Consider the following 15,403-nt stretch of genomic DNA (forward strand, 5'->3'; position numbering starts at 1 on the left):
CAAATTTTAACTATGGAACGTCTGTCCATCTCTTACTTCTTCAACAATTCCTGCACGTACAACGAAATCTCCGAAATGCTCTCCTTCAGTTCTTTCTTTTGCATATTGGATTAGTATTGGTTTTAAACTTTCTAATATTTCGGCTTCACCAATATTTTCTTTGTAGATTTTATTTAATCTATCGCCTGTAAATCCGCCACCCAAATACATATTATATTTGCCTGGACCTTTACCAATAAAAGCAATTTCTGCTAATGCTGGTCTCGCACAACCATTCGGACATCCAGTCATTCTAATCGTAATTTCTTCTTCGTTTAATCCCGCTTCATCAAGTAAGTTTTCAATTTTACTAATGAGTGAAGGTAGATATCTTTCTGATTCTGCCATGGCTAGACCACATGTTGGGAATGCCACACAAGCCATAGAATTTCGTCTCAAACCTGTATAATTTTCACCATCTGTAATGCCATACTCAGCGATAATTTTTTCGATTTCGGGTTTTTTATCTGCAGACACATTAGCAATGACTAAGTTCTGGTTAGGCGTTAACCTAAAATCACCTGTATGAATTTCTGCTATGTTTCTTAATGCAGTTTTTAATTTATATTCTTCAGTGTCTTTGACGCGCCCATTTTGAACAAATAATGTATAGTGCCATTGGCCACTGCCTTCTGTCCAACCATAGCGATCACCATTGTCATCAAAGTGATATGGACGTGACTCTTCTAATTTCCAGCCTAAACGGTTATTGATCTCATTCTTGATCCAATCAACACCAAGTCTATCTACCGTATATTTAAAGCGGGCATTCGTACGTACTTCCCGATTACCATAATCTCTTTGAACGGTTAATATTTTTTCACAGACATCTACGACTTCTTCTTTCGGGAAATATCCGATAAGACGTCCAACTTGTGGATATGTGGCAGTATCACCATGTTTCATGCCCATACCACCGCCTACAGTGATATTGAATCCAACAAGTTCATCGTTTTCTAAAATGGCAATCAAGCCAATATCTTGAGAGTACACATCTATATCATTTGATGGTGGTACCGCGATACCAATCTTAAATTTACGTGGAAGATATGTTTTACCGTAGATTGGCTCTGGCTCTTCATCACTTGTATCCAATACTTTTTCACCATCTAACCAAATCTCATGATATGCCTGTGTCTTAGGTGAAAGGTGTCGACTAATATCGCTTGCGATTTGATTAACTTCACTATGCACATCAGATTGGTAGGGATTAGGGTTGCACATCACGTTACGATTAACGTCTCCACATGCTGCGAGTGTATCAAGTAACGATTGATTGATATCTTTCATCGTTTGTTTTAAGTTACGTTTTAAGATGCCATGAAATTGAAATGCTTGTCTTGTTGTTAATTTTATTGTGTTATTCGCATATGTGTTTGCGATATCATCCATCGCAATCCATTGATCTGCTGTCGAAGCACCGCCTGGCGCACGCACTCTAATCATAAAACTATAAGCAGGTTCTAACTTTTGTTTTCTACGTTCATCACGAATATCTCTATCGTCTTGCATATAACTACCATGGAATTTTAATAGTTTCGTGTCTTCTTCAGCGATTGCACCTGTCACTCTATCTGCTAAACCTTCGACAATCGAGCCACGAAGATAATCACTATCTGTTTTAATACGTTCCATTTCATCGAGTTTGTCTGAAAAATTCACTTTTGTTTCAGCCATATCATCATCCCTCTCTTAATAAACATCTCTTTGATAACGTTTGTCTTTTTTCATTTGAGTAAGATACGCTTCTGCATCTGTTTCAGACATGCCACCTTCTTGTTCTAAAACATAACGTATGGTTTCATGTACATCTTTTGCCATATTTTTTTCGTCACCACAAACATATAGGGCAGCGCCATCTATCAACCACTGATAAAACGTTTCGCTCTTCTCTGCGATGCGGTGTTGAACATATACTTTTTCATCAGTATCACGTGAAAATGCCACATCTAATTTGGATAATGTTTCGTCTTTTAACCATGCTTGCCATTCCGTTTGATATAAAAAGTCGGTTGTGAAATATTGTTCACCAAAGAATAGCCATGTATTTCCAGATAATCCCAATTCTTCACGCTCTTGTAAATATGATCTAAACGGCGCTACGCCTGTACCAGGACCAATCATGATTACAGGTGTTGTTTCATCAAATGGGAATTTGAAATTTGGGTTTTTCTTTAAATATATTGGAATGGTATCTCCCGGTTTTACGCGTTCAGCTAATTGTACAGAACACACACCATTACGAGCACGTTCATGTGCTTCATATCTAACTGCGCCCACAGTTATATGAACCTCATCAGGTGTTGCTTCGTAACTACTTGCTATAGAATATTCTCTTGGTGGTAATTTTCTTAAAAATTTATATAAGTTGTCAGGACTTAAATTTTCTGCTGGGAATGCATTTAATAAGTCGATAACATCACGGCCATCAATGTATTGTTGTATCCACTCAGCATCTTCTATATGTGCAAGTAATTCGGTATTACCAAATAACTCAGCTGCTTTTTGTAATAATGGCTTCGTTAATTTTGTAACTTCAAAGTGTTCTGTTAATGCTTTTTCTAAAGTTAATGTATCACCATCGTCATTAATATTTACTTCTGTCTCTTTATCCCAGTCTAATGTCTCGATTAATGATGACACTATTTCTGGATCGTTTTGAGGTAAGACTACGACGCAGTCTCCAGGTTCAAATGATTCTCCATAATTGTCTAACAACAACTCAATGTGTCTAACTTCTTTGTTAGATCCTCTACCATTGAGGTTAATATTTTCTAGCACTTCCGCTTGATATGGATTCGCTTTGGTATAACGTTTTTCTTTTGCTGATTGCACTGTTTCAGTGGATGTTACTGTTGGTTCGTTACCAGAAGATTGGTTGATTAATTCAATATTCGTATTCATCCATTTTTCGGCTAATTCATCAAAATCTAAATCACAATCTTGTCTTTCAGCTAATTGTTCAGCGCCTAACTCTTGTAACCTCGCATCAAAATCCTTACCAGTTTGGCAAAAATATTCATACGATTCATCACCTAAAGCTAATACTGAGTACCTTACATTTTCTAATTTCGGTGCCTTACGACTATGTATAAATTCATGGAATGTAAGTGCATTATCTGGAGGATCACCTTCACCATGCGTTGCAGTAATGACAAATAGATCCTCTACTTTTTTCAATTCTTTTGGTTTAAATTCGTCCATCGCTGTTAATTTCACGGTATGATTTTGTTCAACAAGTCGGTCAGCAAATATTTCTGCTAAACTCTGTGCATTACCTGTTTCAGAACCATAGACGACAGTGATGTGACGGTTATTTATTTCCGCTTCTGATTCAGAATTCAATACATATGCTGCTACTTGTTGTGGCACTTCAGAGGCTGATTCTTGTGTTGCTTGTTGTGCCGTGAGATAGCCACTTAGCCAAATTTGTTGTTCTGCTGTTAATGTTTGAAAAATTTGATTTAATTGCGCTGCCTGTTCGGCGTCAAAAGGGCTATTTGATACTGATAAATTCACAATGCGTTCACCTCAATTTTATTTTTAAAACTTATGAATTTTTAAATTCTCCCCATTATTTTTAATTAATATACAAATATTAATTAATCTGGAAATATTTTAAAATGATTCAATATTTAACGACTCAATTCATTATATACCCGATACGAATACTAAGGTATTAGGGTAAAAATTTTTCTAATTTAAGTTATGGTTTATTCGTGGTATGAAGACCACATTCTGTTTTAGTAGAATTACTCCATCTACCTGCTCTTGAATCTCCTGATCCTGAAACCGCGGCTGTACACGGGATACAACCAATACTCGGATAATTAAAATCATGTAATTCGTTATAATGTAAATCATATTTTTTAATATATGCCCATACATCATCCCATGTCCAATGGATCAGTGGACACACTTTAACAGACTTAAATCGCTCATCCTTATTAATAAAATTAGTAGACTGACGACTTGGTGATTGCTCTCTTCTTAATCCTGAAACCCAAGCTGTCGCACCAGACAACACTTCTTCTAGTGGTTTAATTTTACGAATGTAACAACATTGATTTGGATCGTTCTTCCAGAGTGCTGGGTTAAATTGATCGGCCTGTTCTTCTAAAGTAAGATCTGGCTGTTTAAGTTTTATATTCAATTCTGGATAACGTGCTTTCACACGGTCTATTAAATCATATGTTTCTTGGAAATGAAGGTTTGTATCTAAGAATACAATTTCAGCATCTTTTTTTACGCTGTAAATTAAATCAATTAAAATCATACCTTCAGCCCCAAAGCTACATGAATATATAATAGAGTCACCATATGTTTCGTATGCCCATGAGATTACTTCACGAGCGCCTTTTGTTTCGTCTGTGATATCTAATGTATCAAAAGCGTTTGGCTTAAAGTTCTCATACGTAATTTTTGCTTCTGACATGAATGGGTCATCCCCTTTTCTTTTAATGTGCTTTGATTAAAAGTTCACGTTATATTTATTTTTTTAGAATTATTCGAAAATAATTATGTTAAACACTTTACTCACTGAATTTTTTTATGTCAAGTTCACTTTTTAATAATTAAAATTGTTAAACTTCTGCTAATTCCACTCAATGAAAGCGCTACAAACGCTTATTTAAAACGGTTTTTAATAATCATTTTAAAAAAACAATTATAATAATCTAATGATTACTATATCCGCTCAAACATGCGTTTTTATAGCATTTCTAAATTTTTTGAAAAATTTTTTAAATTTTTATAATAATTCTAATTTAAAAGCAAAAAATACCAACAAACATATAAATGCTTGTTGGTATTTAGTAATTTTTTTATTCTATATACATGTTTATTAGACCGAAAAGCTCAATCTCGGTATGAACGTTTCATAATGGACATGATTCATTGGAATATTCAGTGATTGTAATTCAGCGATCATCGCTTTCAGGAATGAATTACCTCCACACACGTATACCTCAGTGTTTTCGTCTACATACCGACTCAATTGTTCTGTCTCAATAAAGCCATCACTATCACGAAAATGCTTAATAAAATAAGCATTTTCTGACTGCTCAGTTATTTGATTCAATTTTTCTTCAAACGCTACATTTTCTGCATTTGATGTTGATTGTAAAAATATTGCAGGTGTCCCAACCTCTACTACTTTATCATACATAGAAACAAGTGGTGTGACTCCTACACCAGAACCTAAAAACAGTTGTTTATTTGATTTATTTTCTAATCTAAAACCACCGACGGGTGCAGATAGCGTTAATGTGTCGCCAACAGCCACTTCATCGTGTAAAATCGTTGATACTTCACCTTCATGTGTTTCAGTCACATCTCTTCTGACACCAAAAGTTAAGAAATCAGTGCCACCATCGACAATAGAATAATGTCTTTTAGCTTGATACGGTAATTTATCGCTAGAAATATTTACAGTGATGTACTGTCCAGGTATAAATTGGCTCAAATCTATTTCGTCAGATTTAACAGTAAATGATTTAATTAATTCTGTTTCCCTCGTAATTTGTGTAACTTCAAACGGTTTAAAACCTTCCCATGCCATTTGGTTATATACTTCTTTTTCTAAACCAATAAATGCATCAGCAATTTCATCATATGCTTTCACCCATGCTTGAATAATTGGATCTTCATCTTTCAATCCAGTTACTTCTTCAATAGCCCAAATTAAATTTTCACCGACAATTGGATAATGTTCAGGTTTAACTTGTAATGCACAATGTTTATACACAACTGGCATAATTGCTGGAACAATTGGCGTTAAGTCTTCAATGTTGTCTGCTGCAGCAACTACAGCCATTGCTAAAGCTGAAGATTGTAGTCCTCTTTTTTGATTCGTTTGATTAAATACATTTTTCAATTCTGGGTGTTCCTCAAATAATCTTTTATAAAAAACTGCAGTAATATCTTGCCCTTTTTCTTTAAGTAATGGCACGGTTTCCTTGATTGTTTGAATTTCTGTCTCGCTTAACATTTGACCCCTCCTATTTAGTTTTACATTCACATTATTATCTAACGTTAAATGACTATTCAATATTATAAAATTAAATTCACAGAATCATCACATGCTATATTCATAAATCTGTAACTTTTTTTATTTTTAATTAATTTGTCAAAACGAAAATGATTATAATATTTAACTAATGTTTTATTAACACAATATGAAATTTTAATAATCCTAAATCCAATTGAGCTTATAATTTTAAGGGGGGATAGTTGATGAAATGAATGAAAACTAACTGACAACTCATAATCGTCATATTATCTATAAATGTCATGTTTAAAATTGTATTACTGAAAAAAGAAACTGGCAGAAATCATATTCCTCTAAAATAATTTCTACCTCAGATTCTAAGCGCAAATTCAATATTTATACTCTACATATTTAGTGTGATCATTAGTCATTGTTGTATTTGTCATTCAATTGATGTATTAAACGTTTAAATTCTGCTTCAGATTTAAATTCAAAAGTAATTTGACCTTTAGTCTTGTTTGTAGATATCGCTACATTTGACCCGTACTGCTCTTTTAGTTGTCGCTCTTGTTGGCGAATAAATTTTGGTTTAGTGGCCTTTGAGCTTTCAGTTTCTTGCTCTTTTTTGTCACTGAAATGTGTAGTTACATATTGCTCTAACTCTCTTACACTCCAAGACTCCTGGTGAGCTTTCTTAGCAATTCGTTGCATTTTTTGAGTATCTTTAACAATCAATAAAGTGCGTCCATGTGCACCAGATAGCGAACCATTTTTCACCATATTAGAAACTGATTTAGGCAAGTGTAACAAGCGCAACATATTTGCGATATAAGGTCTTGATTTACTTAGACGCTGTGCAACTGCTTGTTGTGTTAGATTTAAATCATCCATTAATTTACGATAACTTTCTGCTTCTTCAATTGCATTTAAATCTTCACGTTGTAAATTTTCTATAATAGCTAGTTCCATCATATCTTCGTCTGTTAGTGATTTTACGATTGCAGGAACTTCTCCTAAACCCGCAATACTTGCAGCTCTGAAACGTCTTTCACCTACAACGATATGATAACCAGCAATTGTTTTTCTTAACACGATTGGTTGAAGGATACCGTGTAATTTAATAGATTCAGCAAGATCTTTTAAACGTTCCTCATCAAATGTTTTACGCGGTTGATATGGATTAGCTTTAATATCTTGAATTTTTATATTTTGAACTTGTGCATTTGCTTCTAAAGTTAACCTTTGGTCTTGTTCATTTTCGATTTTCAAACACCTACTTCCCTTATCACTATCAAAAAATGATTCATGTGTTCATACACTTATTATATCATCACTCCAATACCGTAAAATACAGATAGCAATATTTGTTTTAATCTAAATTTTCAGAAAAGTTGTTGACAAATGTAATTTTAATGTGTAATCTTGGGTATATCAAATTCGTAAATGACATATTTCACACACAGTAACAAGGAAAGTAAAACTTACACTACTGACACAGAGAGTCTTTGATACGCTGAAAGAAGACACGGAAAGAAAGTTTGAAAATGGCCTTTGAGTGTTGGTGCCAATATGAGGTATCAACGGGATCGCCCGTTATAGCGATACAGTATTAACATTTTGTTAAATGGCGTACTGGATTTTTCCACACGTCGTATATTTCGTTAATACTCATTTTATTCCAACATAAGATGGGTTTTTATTTTTTATTGAAAATACGATGTCATGATTCAGACAACGCTAATCATTCAACAATTTGGCGTACTGGATAAGGTTACTTTAGTGATAAAGTAGCAAACAAAGGTGGTACCGCGAGCTAAGCTTTCGTCCTTTATATCCGAATTATTCGGGTTTAAAGGACGGAAGCTTTTTTTATTTTAACAAGGAGGTTAACAATTATGAAAAATACTGAATTCGCACAGATTGCACTTTCTCAAGATCATACAGGTGCAATCGCTAATCCAATATACTTATCTACAGCCTATCAACACCCTAAGCTCGGGGCGTCAACAGGATATGACTATACAAGAACTAAAAATCCTACACGTTCAGCATTTGAAGAAGCATTTGCAAAACTTGAAAGAGGTACTGCTTCATTTGCAACATCCAGTGGTATGTCTGCCATACAACTAATTTGTAACTTATTCAAATCTGGCGATGAAATTTTAGTTTCTTTCGACTTATATGGTGGTACTTTTAGACTTTTTGATTTTTATGAGCAGCAATACGGTATACATTTCAAATATGTTGATTTCCTAAATTATGAAGAAGTAGAGCAAAGTATTACAGAAAATACAAAAGCACTTTTTATCGAACCGATTTCTAATCCGCAAATGATAGAAGTTGATATTGATCCATATTACATTTTAAGTAAAAAATTCAATCTACTATCTATCATAGATAACACGTTTTTAACACCATATCTTTCAACACCACTTGAAGAAGGTGCAGATATCGTTTTACATTCGGCAACAAAATATATCGGAGGCCATAACGATGTACTCGCAGGCGTCGTAACTGTAAAAGATGAACAACTTGCTGAACAACTAGGACAATTACACAACATGATAGGCGCAACGCTATCACCTTTCGATAGTTATCTATTACAACGTGGATTAAAAACGCTACATTTAAGAATGGATCGTTCTGAATATAATGCTAAATTACTTGCCGAACGATGTAATCAGTTAGAAGCCATTGATCAAGTACTCTACAGTGGACGTACTGGTATGTTGAGTTTGAGACTGAACAAAGATTATAAAGCTGATAAATTTTTAGAACACTTAGAGGTTTGTATTTTCGCTGAAAGCTTAGGTGGTACTGAAACATTTATTACTTTCCCATATACACAAACACATGTGGATATGCCAGATGAAGAAAAAGATAAGCGCGGTATAGACGAATATCTTTTAAGATTATCCATTGGCATTGAGAACTATGAAGATATTGAACAAGATATTATTCAAGCATTAGAAAAATCTAAACAAGGAGTGATTTTATGAGTTTATCAAAAGAAACAGAAGTAATATTCGATGCACATAGAGGGATTGATTATAATTCAGCAAATCCTCCTTTATACGATTCTTCAACATTTCATCAACAAGTTCTAGGTGGCGATGCGCAATATGACTATGCTAGAAGTGGCAATCCAAACCGTGCCCTTTTAGAAGAAAAACTAGCTAAGCTGGAAGGTGGCAGTCACGCCTTTGCATACGCATCTGGTATTGCAGCAATTTCAGCAGTGTTACTCACATTAAACGCTGGTGATCATGTCATTCTACCAGACGATGTATATGGTGGTACTTTTAGATTGACTGAGCAAATATTAACACGCTTTAACATTGAATTTTCAACTGTAGATACAACTCACTTAAAAGAAATTGAAAATGCGATTCAAGACAATACGCAATTAATATATATTGAAACACCATCGAATCCGTTATTTAAAATTACAGATATTCGAGGCGCAGCAGATATCGCCAGAGATAACAATCTCTTACTCGCTGTAGACAACACCTTTATGACACCACTTGGGCAATCACCATTAGCGCTTGGCGCAGATGTTGTTGTTCATAGTGCCACTAAATTCTTAGGAGGCCATAGTGATATTATTGCTGGCGTAGCTGTTACAAACAATCAAGCACTCGCTGACGCACTTTACCTATTGCAAAATGGCACTGGTAATGCGTTATCTGCACAAGATAGTTGGACACTGGCTAAACATTTAAAGACTTTACCTGTACGCTTTCAACAATCTGTTGAAAATACCAAACAAATCTATGACTTCTTAGCACAATGTGAGGAAATCTCAGAAGTCTATTACCCAGGAAATAGCGAGCTACACTTGTCTCAATCCCGTCATGGTGGCGCTGTATTAGGGTTTAGATTGAAAGATGAGACAAAAGCACAAGCATTTGTCGATGCCTTATCATTACCTTTAGTTTCAGTGAGTTTAGGAGGCGTTGAAACAATCCTCTCTCACCCAGCTACGATGTCACATGCAGCTGTACCTAAAGCTGTACGTGAAGAACGTAATATCACGTTTGGTTTATTTAGATTGAGTGTCGGATTAGAATCAGCCGACGAATTGATTTCAGATTTAAATTACGCATTTAAGGAGGCTTTCAATGAGTCAACTACTCGACAAACTAAAATCCAACATATTAGTAGCTGATGGTGCTATCGGTACAATCCTTTACTCTGAAGGTCTTGACACTTGCCCTGAAGCATATAACTTAAATCATCCCGATAAAGTTGAACGCATTCACCGCACCTATATTGAAGCTGGCGCAGATATTATTCAAACCAATACGTATGGCGCAAATTTTGAAAAATTAAAAGTTTTTGGTTTAGAACATAGAGTGAAAGACATTCACCAAGCAGCAGTACAAATTGCCAAAAAAGCAGCAAATGACGATACTTTTATTTTAGGGACTGTAGGTGGTTTTAGAGGTATTAAACAAGAAGACTTAGAGTTATCCTCTATTCAATATCACACTGAAATCCAAGTAGAAACCTTAGTTAATGCTGGTGTAGATGGCATTCTCTTTGAAACCTATTATGATTTGCAAGAACTTACCAATATTATTGAGGCTACAAAACGTAAATACGATATTCCAATTATCGCTCAATTGACTGCTTTAAATACAAATTATTTAAGGGATGGTACTGAAATCAATCACGCACTACAACAAGTAACAGCAAGTGGTGCAGATATTGTCGGATTAAACTGTCACCATGGGCCACATCATATGCAGCAATCCTTTTCACACATCGAATTACCAGAAGGTGCATATTTATCTTGTTACCCAAATGCAAGCTTGCTAGATATTGAAAATAGCCAATTTAAATATAGTGATAATGCATCTTATTTCGGTAAGGTGGCTGAACAATTGATTAATGAAGGTGTCAGACTTATTGGTGGTTGTTGTGGCACAACACCTGAACATATTCAATATATTAAATCATCCGTAGCTGGTTTAAACCCTGTTACTAAAAAAGATGTTATACCGATTACAAAATATATCAATAACACAGAAAAAGAACCCAAAAAACAAAACCTTACGTCAAAAGTTGAAAATCGCCCTACTATCATCGTGGAGCTGGATACGCCGAAGCACCTTGACACAGAAACCTTTTTCAGAAATATCAAAAAACTTGATGATGCAAAGATTGACGCCGTCACTTTAGCGGATAATTCGTTAGCAACGGTACGCATTAGCAATGTTGCTGCTGCAAGCATTATTAAACAGCATTATGATATCGAACCATTGGTGCATATCACTTGTCGTGACCGCAATCTCATCGGATTGCAGTCACATCTATTAGGATTATCATTACTAGATATCAACGAAATTTTAACAATTACTGGTGACCCTTCAAAGATTGGCCATTTACCAGGGGCAACCAATGTCTATGATGTGAATTCTAAAGGGCTAACCGAAATTGCCTTACGTTTTAATCAAGGTATTAACACTGATGGTGATGCGCTGAAGACAAAGACAAACTTCAACATCGCAGGTGCTTTTGATCCAAATGTAAGAAAGTTAGACGGTGCAGTTAGACGCTTAGAGAAAAAGTTAGAGAGTGGCATGCACTACTTTATAACACAGCCGGTCTATAGCAAAGAAAAAATCAAAGAAGTTTATGAAGCGACGAAGCACTTAGACGTCCCTTTCTTTATAGGTATAATGCCTGTTACAAGTTATAACAACGCATTATTCTTACACAACGAAGTACCTGGCATTAAATTATCCGAAGACATATTAGAACAATTTGAAGCAGTCAAAGATGATAAAGCCAAAACAAAGGCTTTAAGTCTAAAACTTTCAAAGGATTTGATTGACACGGTACACGAGTATTTCAATGGCTTGTATTTAATTACACCATTCCAAAAAGTCGATTACACATTAGAACTTGCAAACTATTCAAAAACAATTACTTCAACTAAACAGGAGGCAATATTATGACAATTAAAACATCAAATTTAGGTTTTCCAAGGTTAGGTAGAAAAAGAGAATGGAAGAAAGCAATCGAAGGATACTGGTCAAATAAATATGATTTAGAAACGCTTCATCAACAATTAACAGATTTACACAAAGAGAACTTATTACTCCAAAAAAATTACAATTTATCTAGTATTCCCGTTGGAGATTTCTCATTATATGACCATATTCTTGATACATCGTTACTCTTTAATATCATCCCTGAACGCTTTCAAGGTAAAGACGTAGATGATGATTTATTATTCGATATTGCCAGAGGTAATAAAGAACATGTTGCGAGTGCATTAATCAAATGGTTCAACACAAACTATCACTATATCGTTCCAGAATGGGATCATGCTGAACCTAAATTAAATAAAAACGTGTTACTTGAACGTTTTAACTATGCACAATCACTTAATGTAACTGCGCACCCAGTTATTGTAGGCCCAATTACATTTGTTAAATTATCTAAAGGTGGCACGCAGTCATTTGAAGAAAAAGTAAATACGCTTTTACCATTATATAAAGAAGTTCTACAATCGTTAATTGACGCTGGTGCTGAATATATCCAAATAGATGAACCGGCATTAGTTACCGACGATAGCTCGGAATATGAAACTATCACACAAGCCGCATATGATTATTTCGCTGATGCTGGTTTAGGTGAACATTTAGTAATACAAACTTATTTCGAACGTGTTAACTTAAAATTCTTAAGCGGTCTCCCTGTTAAAGGATTAGGTTTAGATTTCGTACATGACAATGGATTTAATCTACAACAAATTAAAGCAGGAGATTTAGACAACTCTAAAACACTTTACGCAGGCATTATCGATGGCCGTAACGTTTGGGCTGCTGATATCGAAGCTAAAAAAGAACTAATTGAAACGCTACAAACATATTCAAATGACCTTGTCATCCAACCTTCATCTTCACTATTACACGTTCCTGTGTCACTGGATGATGAAACACTAGATACTTCAATCGCTGAAGGTTTGAGCTTCGCTACCGAAAAATTAGATGAATTAGATGCACTCAGACGCTTATTCAATGATAGCGATGATTCAAAATATAATGAGTTGAAGGCACGTTATGAACGTTTCCAAAACCAATCATTTAAAAATCTTGAATACGATTTCGATAGTGTACGTACTTCAAGACAATCAGCTTTTAAAGAGCGTAAAAAAGCACAAGACGCCCGACTTAATTTACCAGATTTACCAACAACGACTATTGGTTCTTTCCCACAATCCCAAGAGGTTCGTAAGTATCGCGCAGATTGGAAAAACAGTCGTATCACAGATGCAGCATACAAAGATTTCTTAAAAAATGAGATTGCTCGTTGGATTAAAATTCAAGAAGACATTGGTCTAGATGTACTTGTACATGGTGAATTTGAACGTAATGATATGGTAGAATTCTTTGGTGAAAAACTACAAGGTTTCTTAGTAACGAAATACGGTTGGGTACAATCATACGGTTCACGTGCGGTTAAGCCACCAGTTATTTATGGAGATGTAAAATGGACAGAACCACTTACGGTCAAAGAAACACTATATGCGCAAAGTTTAACAGACAAACCAGTTAAAGGTATGTTAACTGGCCCTGTCACTATTTTAAACTGGTCATTTGAACGTGTTGATTTGCCACGTGAAGAGGTTCAAGATCAAATCGCATTAGCAATTAATGAAGAAGTATTAGCGCTTGAGAATGAAGGTATTCAAATCATTCAAGTTGATGAACCTGCTTTAAGAGAAGGCTTGCCACTTCGTTCAGAGTATCATGCAGACTATTTAGATAAAGCAGTTCGTTCATTCAAACTGTCAACATCTTCAGTCGCTGATGAAACACAAATTCATACACATATGTGTTATTCTCAGTTTGGTCAAATCATTCATGCAATTTACGACTTAGACGCAGATGTTATTTCTATTGAAACATCACGTAGCCATGGTGATTTAATTCAAGACTTTGAAGACATCACATACGATTTAGGTATCGGTTTAGGGGTATATGATATTCATAGTCCACGTATTCCAACTGAATCAGAAATTACAGAAGCAATTAACCGTGCTTTACAAGAAATTGATCGTTCGCTCTTCTGGGTAAACCCTGACTGTGGTTTGAAAACACGTAAAGAAGATGAAGTTAAAGAAGCACTTAGCGTGTTAGTAAATTCCGTTGATAAATTACGTAAATCAAAAAATACTGCAACTGTTTAATTATCAATCTTATAGGTGATACCAATGAGTTATCCTTTATGGAAGCAATTAGAACAATTAAAATCATCAACGTGGGTCGACTTGACCCACACCTTTGATGAAACTATTCCTTGTTTCAGTGAATTTGAACGTGCCAAAGTCTCAACACTTTTCAATGTTTCAGATGATGGCTTTTATGTTCAAAACTGGAATATTGTAAGTCAGTATGGAACACATATCGACGCTCCTATTCACTTTGTAGAAAATACACGTTATTTGCATGAATTAACTTTAAAAGAATTGGCCCTACCACTTGTAGTTTTAGATTTTTCACAAGATGTAGCGGAAGATGCAGATTTTATTTTAACGCGTAGTCACATTGAACAATGGGAAGCTGAGCACGGTACAATTGAACCTGAGACATTTGTGGCCTTTCGCAGTGATTGGTCAAAACGTTGGCCAAATATCGAAGCCTTTGAAAATAAAGACTCCGATGGCAACCAACATTTACCAGGTTGGGGGCTAGACGCTTTGAAGTATTTACTTGAAGAACGTAAAGTTAAAGCTGTTGGTCATGAAACTTTCGATACAGATGCCTCGGTAGATATTGCAAAAAATGGTGACATTGTAGGCGAGCGTTACGTATTAGGTCAAGACACCTACCAAGTTGAGCTACTAACCAATTTAGATCAGTTACCTAGTCGAGGGGCAATCATTTATGCTATGAGTCCCAAACCAAAAGATGCACCAGGATTCCCTGTTCGAGCATTTGCGATAAAATCTTAAACTTAAAACATAAGATTAGTACCACTCATATACAAGGTCCGGGGCATATATGTCTCGGGCCTTTATTAATATATCAACACGCAATTAATGATTCATTAACTCAAGAGATTATCCTTATTGGTTTTCATAATCATTATGTATCATTTCAGCTTAGTAAATATTTTAAATCAATTATTTGTATTCCTAGTTATATTTACCTGTTTGTGGGTCAAAAATCTTTTTGGCACAATAAGGTTTCTGGCTCTTCTTTATTTATTTCATAGTACAAAACATATAGGTCATTAGTTTGATTTTACACAAATGATAATCCATATCATTTAAAATCATTAAATCAATGTTATAATTCAAGAAAATTCAATATAGTTTATTTTGGGTGCTTTTCACCTATTTTCTATATAAATACC

10 protein-coding genes and 1 other annotated feature are annotated in these 15,403 nt (G+C 35.0%); of the genes, 5 read left to right on the forward strand and 5 right to left on the reverse strand.

The window, feature by feature from the left end:
• Nucleotides 1–6: 6 nt before the first annotated feature.
• From LG295_RS13385 to LG295_RS13405, 5 genes are all read right to left on the reverse strand, one after another.
• A complete protein-coding gene (locus LG295_RS13385) occupies nt 7–1,716 on the reverse strand; it encodes an NADPH-dependent assimilatory sulfite reductase hemoprotein subunit (protein ID WP_318832464.1) in 1,710 nt (569 codons plus the stop codon).
• 15 nt (nt 1,717–1,731) lie between these two features.
• A complete protein-coding gene (locus tag LG295_RS13390) occupies nt 1,732–3,558 on the reverse strand; it encodes an assimilatory sulfite reductase (NADPH) flavoprotein subunit (RefSeq protein WP_404476050.1) in 1,827 nt (608 codons plus the stop codon).
• 187 nt (nt 3,559–3,745) lie between these two features.
• Nucleotides 3,746–4,474 (reverse strand): phosphoadenylyl-sulfate reductase, encoded by a 729-nt coding sequence (locus LG295_RS13395; protein WP_107530335.1) that lies wholly within the window; start codon nt 4,472–4,474, stop codon nt 3,746–3,748.
• A 408-nt stretch (nt 4,475–4,882) separates the two neighbouring features.
• Nucleotides 4,883–6,028, reverse strand: a complete 1,146-nt coding sequence (locus tag LG295_RS13400; protein WP_326018674.1) for a globin domain-containing protein — start codon at nt 6,026–6,028, stop codon at nt 4,883–4,885.
• Between the two features lie 423 nt (nt 6,029–6,451).
• The gene (locus LG295_RS13405; protein WP_107530687.1) at nt 6,452–7,297 is read right to left on the reverse strand and encodes a ParB/RepB/Spo0J family partition protein; all 846 of its coding nucleotides are present in this window, start codon (nt 7,295–7,297) and stop codon (nt 6,452–6,454) included.
• A 184-nt stretch (nt 7,298–7,481) separates the two neighbouring features.
• Nucleotides 7,482–7,860 (forward strand) — a binding site (T-box leader).
• A 63-nt stretch (nt 7,861–7,923) separates the two neighbouring features.
• Here LG295_RS13405 and LG295_RS13410 point away from each other — a divergent pair.
• From LG295_RS13410 to LG295_RS13430, 5 genes are read left to right on the forward strand one after another with little or no spacing between them, the layout of a single operon-like run.
• Nucleotides 7,924–9,027 (forward strand): PLP-dependent transferase, encoded by a 1,104-nt coding sequence (locus LG295_RS13410; protein WP_107554659.1) that lies wholly within the window; start codon nt 7,924–7,926, stop codon nt 9,025–9,027.
• Nucleotides 9,024–10,199, forward strand: coding sequence for a cystathionine beta-lyase MetC (gene metC / locus LG295_RS13415; protein WP_107530685.1), 1,176 nt, complete (start codon nt 9,024–9,026; stop codon nt 10,197–10,199). Before LG295_RS13410 ends, metC begins: the two co-directional genes overlap by 4 nt.
• Entirely contained in the window at nt 10,153–11,994 is a 1,842-nt protein-coding gene (locus tag LG295_RS13420; protein WP_107530684.1) for a bifunctional homocysteine S-methyltransferase/methylenetetrahydrofolate reductase, read from the forward strand. The genes metC and LG295_RS13420 overlap by 47 nt, the downstream gene beginning before the upstream one ends.
• A complete protein-coding gene (gene metE, locus LG295_RS13425; protein WP_107558315.1) occupies nt 11,988–14,234 on the forward strand; it encodes a 5-methyltetrahydropteroyltriglutamate--homocysteine S-methyltransferase in 2,247 nt (748 codons plus the stop codon). The genes LG295_RS13420 and metE overlap by 7 nt, the downstream gene beginning before the upstream one ends.
• Before the next feature lie 24 nt (nt 14,235–14,258).
• Nucleotides 14,259–14,999 carry a cyclase family protein gene (locus LG295_RS13430; protein ID WP_318832467.1) on the forward strand — a complete coding sequence of 247 codons (741 nt, stop codon included), beginning with the start codon at nt 14,259–14,261 and terminating at the stop codon, nt 14,997–14,999.
• Nucleotides 15,000–15,403: the final 404 nt, after the last annotated feature.

Origin of the sequence: Staphylococcus pseudoxylosus (assembly GCF_044794325.1) — a bacterium.
GTDB classification, from domain to species: domain Bacteria; phylum Bacillota; class Bacilli; order Staphylococcales; family Staphylococcaceae; genus Staphylococcus; species Staphylococcus pseudoxylosus.

What these genes read in the sequence shown, in the direction of transcription:
- LG295_RS13395 (WP_107530335.1), bottom strand. Translation starts at nt 4,474, where the DNA reads ATGTCAGAAGCAAAAATTACGTATGAGAACTTTAAGCCAAACGCTTTT.
- LG295_RS13400 (WP_326018674.1), bottom strand. Translation starts at nt 6,028, where the DNA reads ATGTTAAGCGAGACAGAAATTCAAACAATCAAGGAAACCGTGCCATTA.
- LG295_RS13410 (WP_107554659.1), top strand. Translation starts at nt 7,924, where the DNA reads ATGAAAAATACTGAATTCGCACAGATTGCACTTTCTCAAGATCATACA.
- metC (WP_107530685.1), top strand. Translation starts at nt 9,024, where the DNA reads ATGAGTTTATCAAAAGAAACAGAAGTAATATTCGATGCACATAGAGGG.
- LG295_RS13420 (WP_107530684.1), top strand. Translation starts at nt 10,153, where the DNA reads ATGAGTCAACTACTCGACAAACTAAAATCCAACATATTAGTAGCTGAT.
- LG295_RS13385 (WP_318832464.1), bottom strand. Translation starts at nt 1,716, where the DNA reads ATGGCTGAAACAAAAGTGAATTTTTCAGACAAACTCGATGAAATGGAA.
- LG295_RS13430 (WP_318832467.1), top strand. Translation starts at nt 14,259, where the DNA reads ATGAGTTATCCTTTATGGAAGCAATTAGAACAATTAAAATCATCAACG.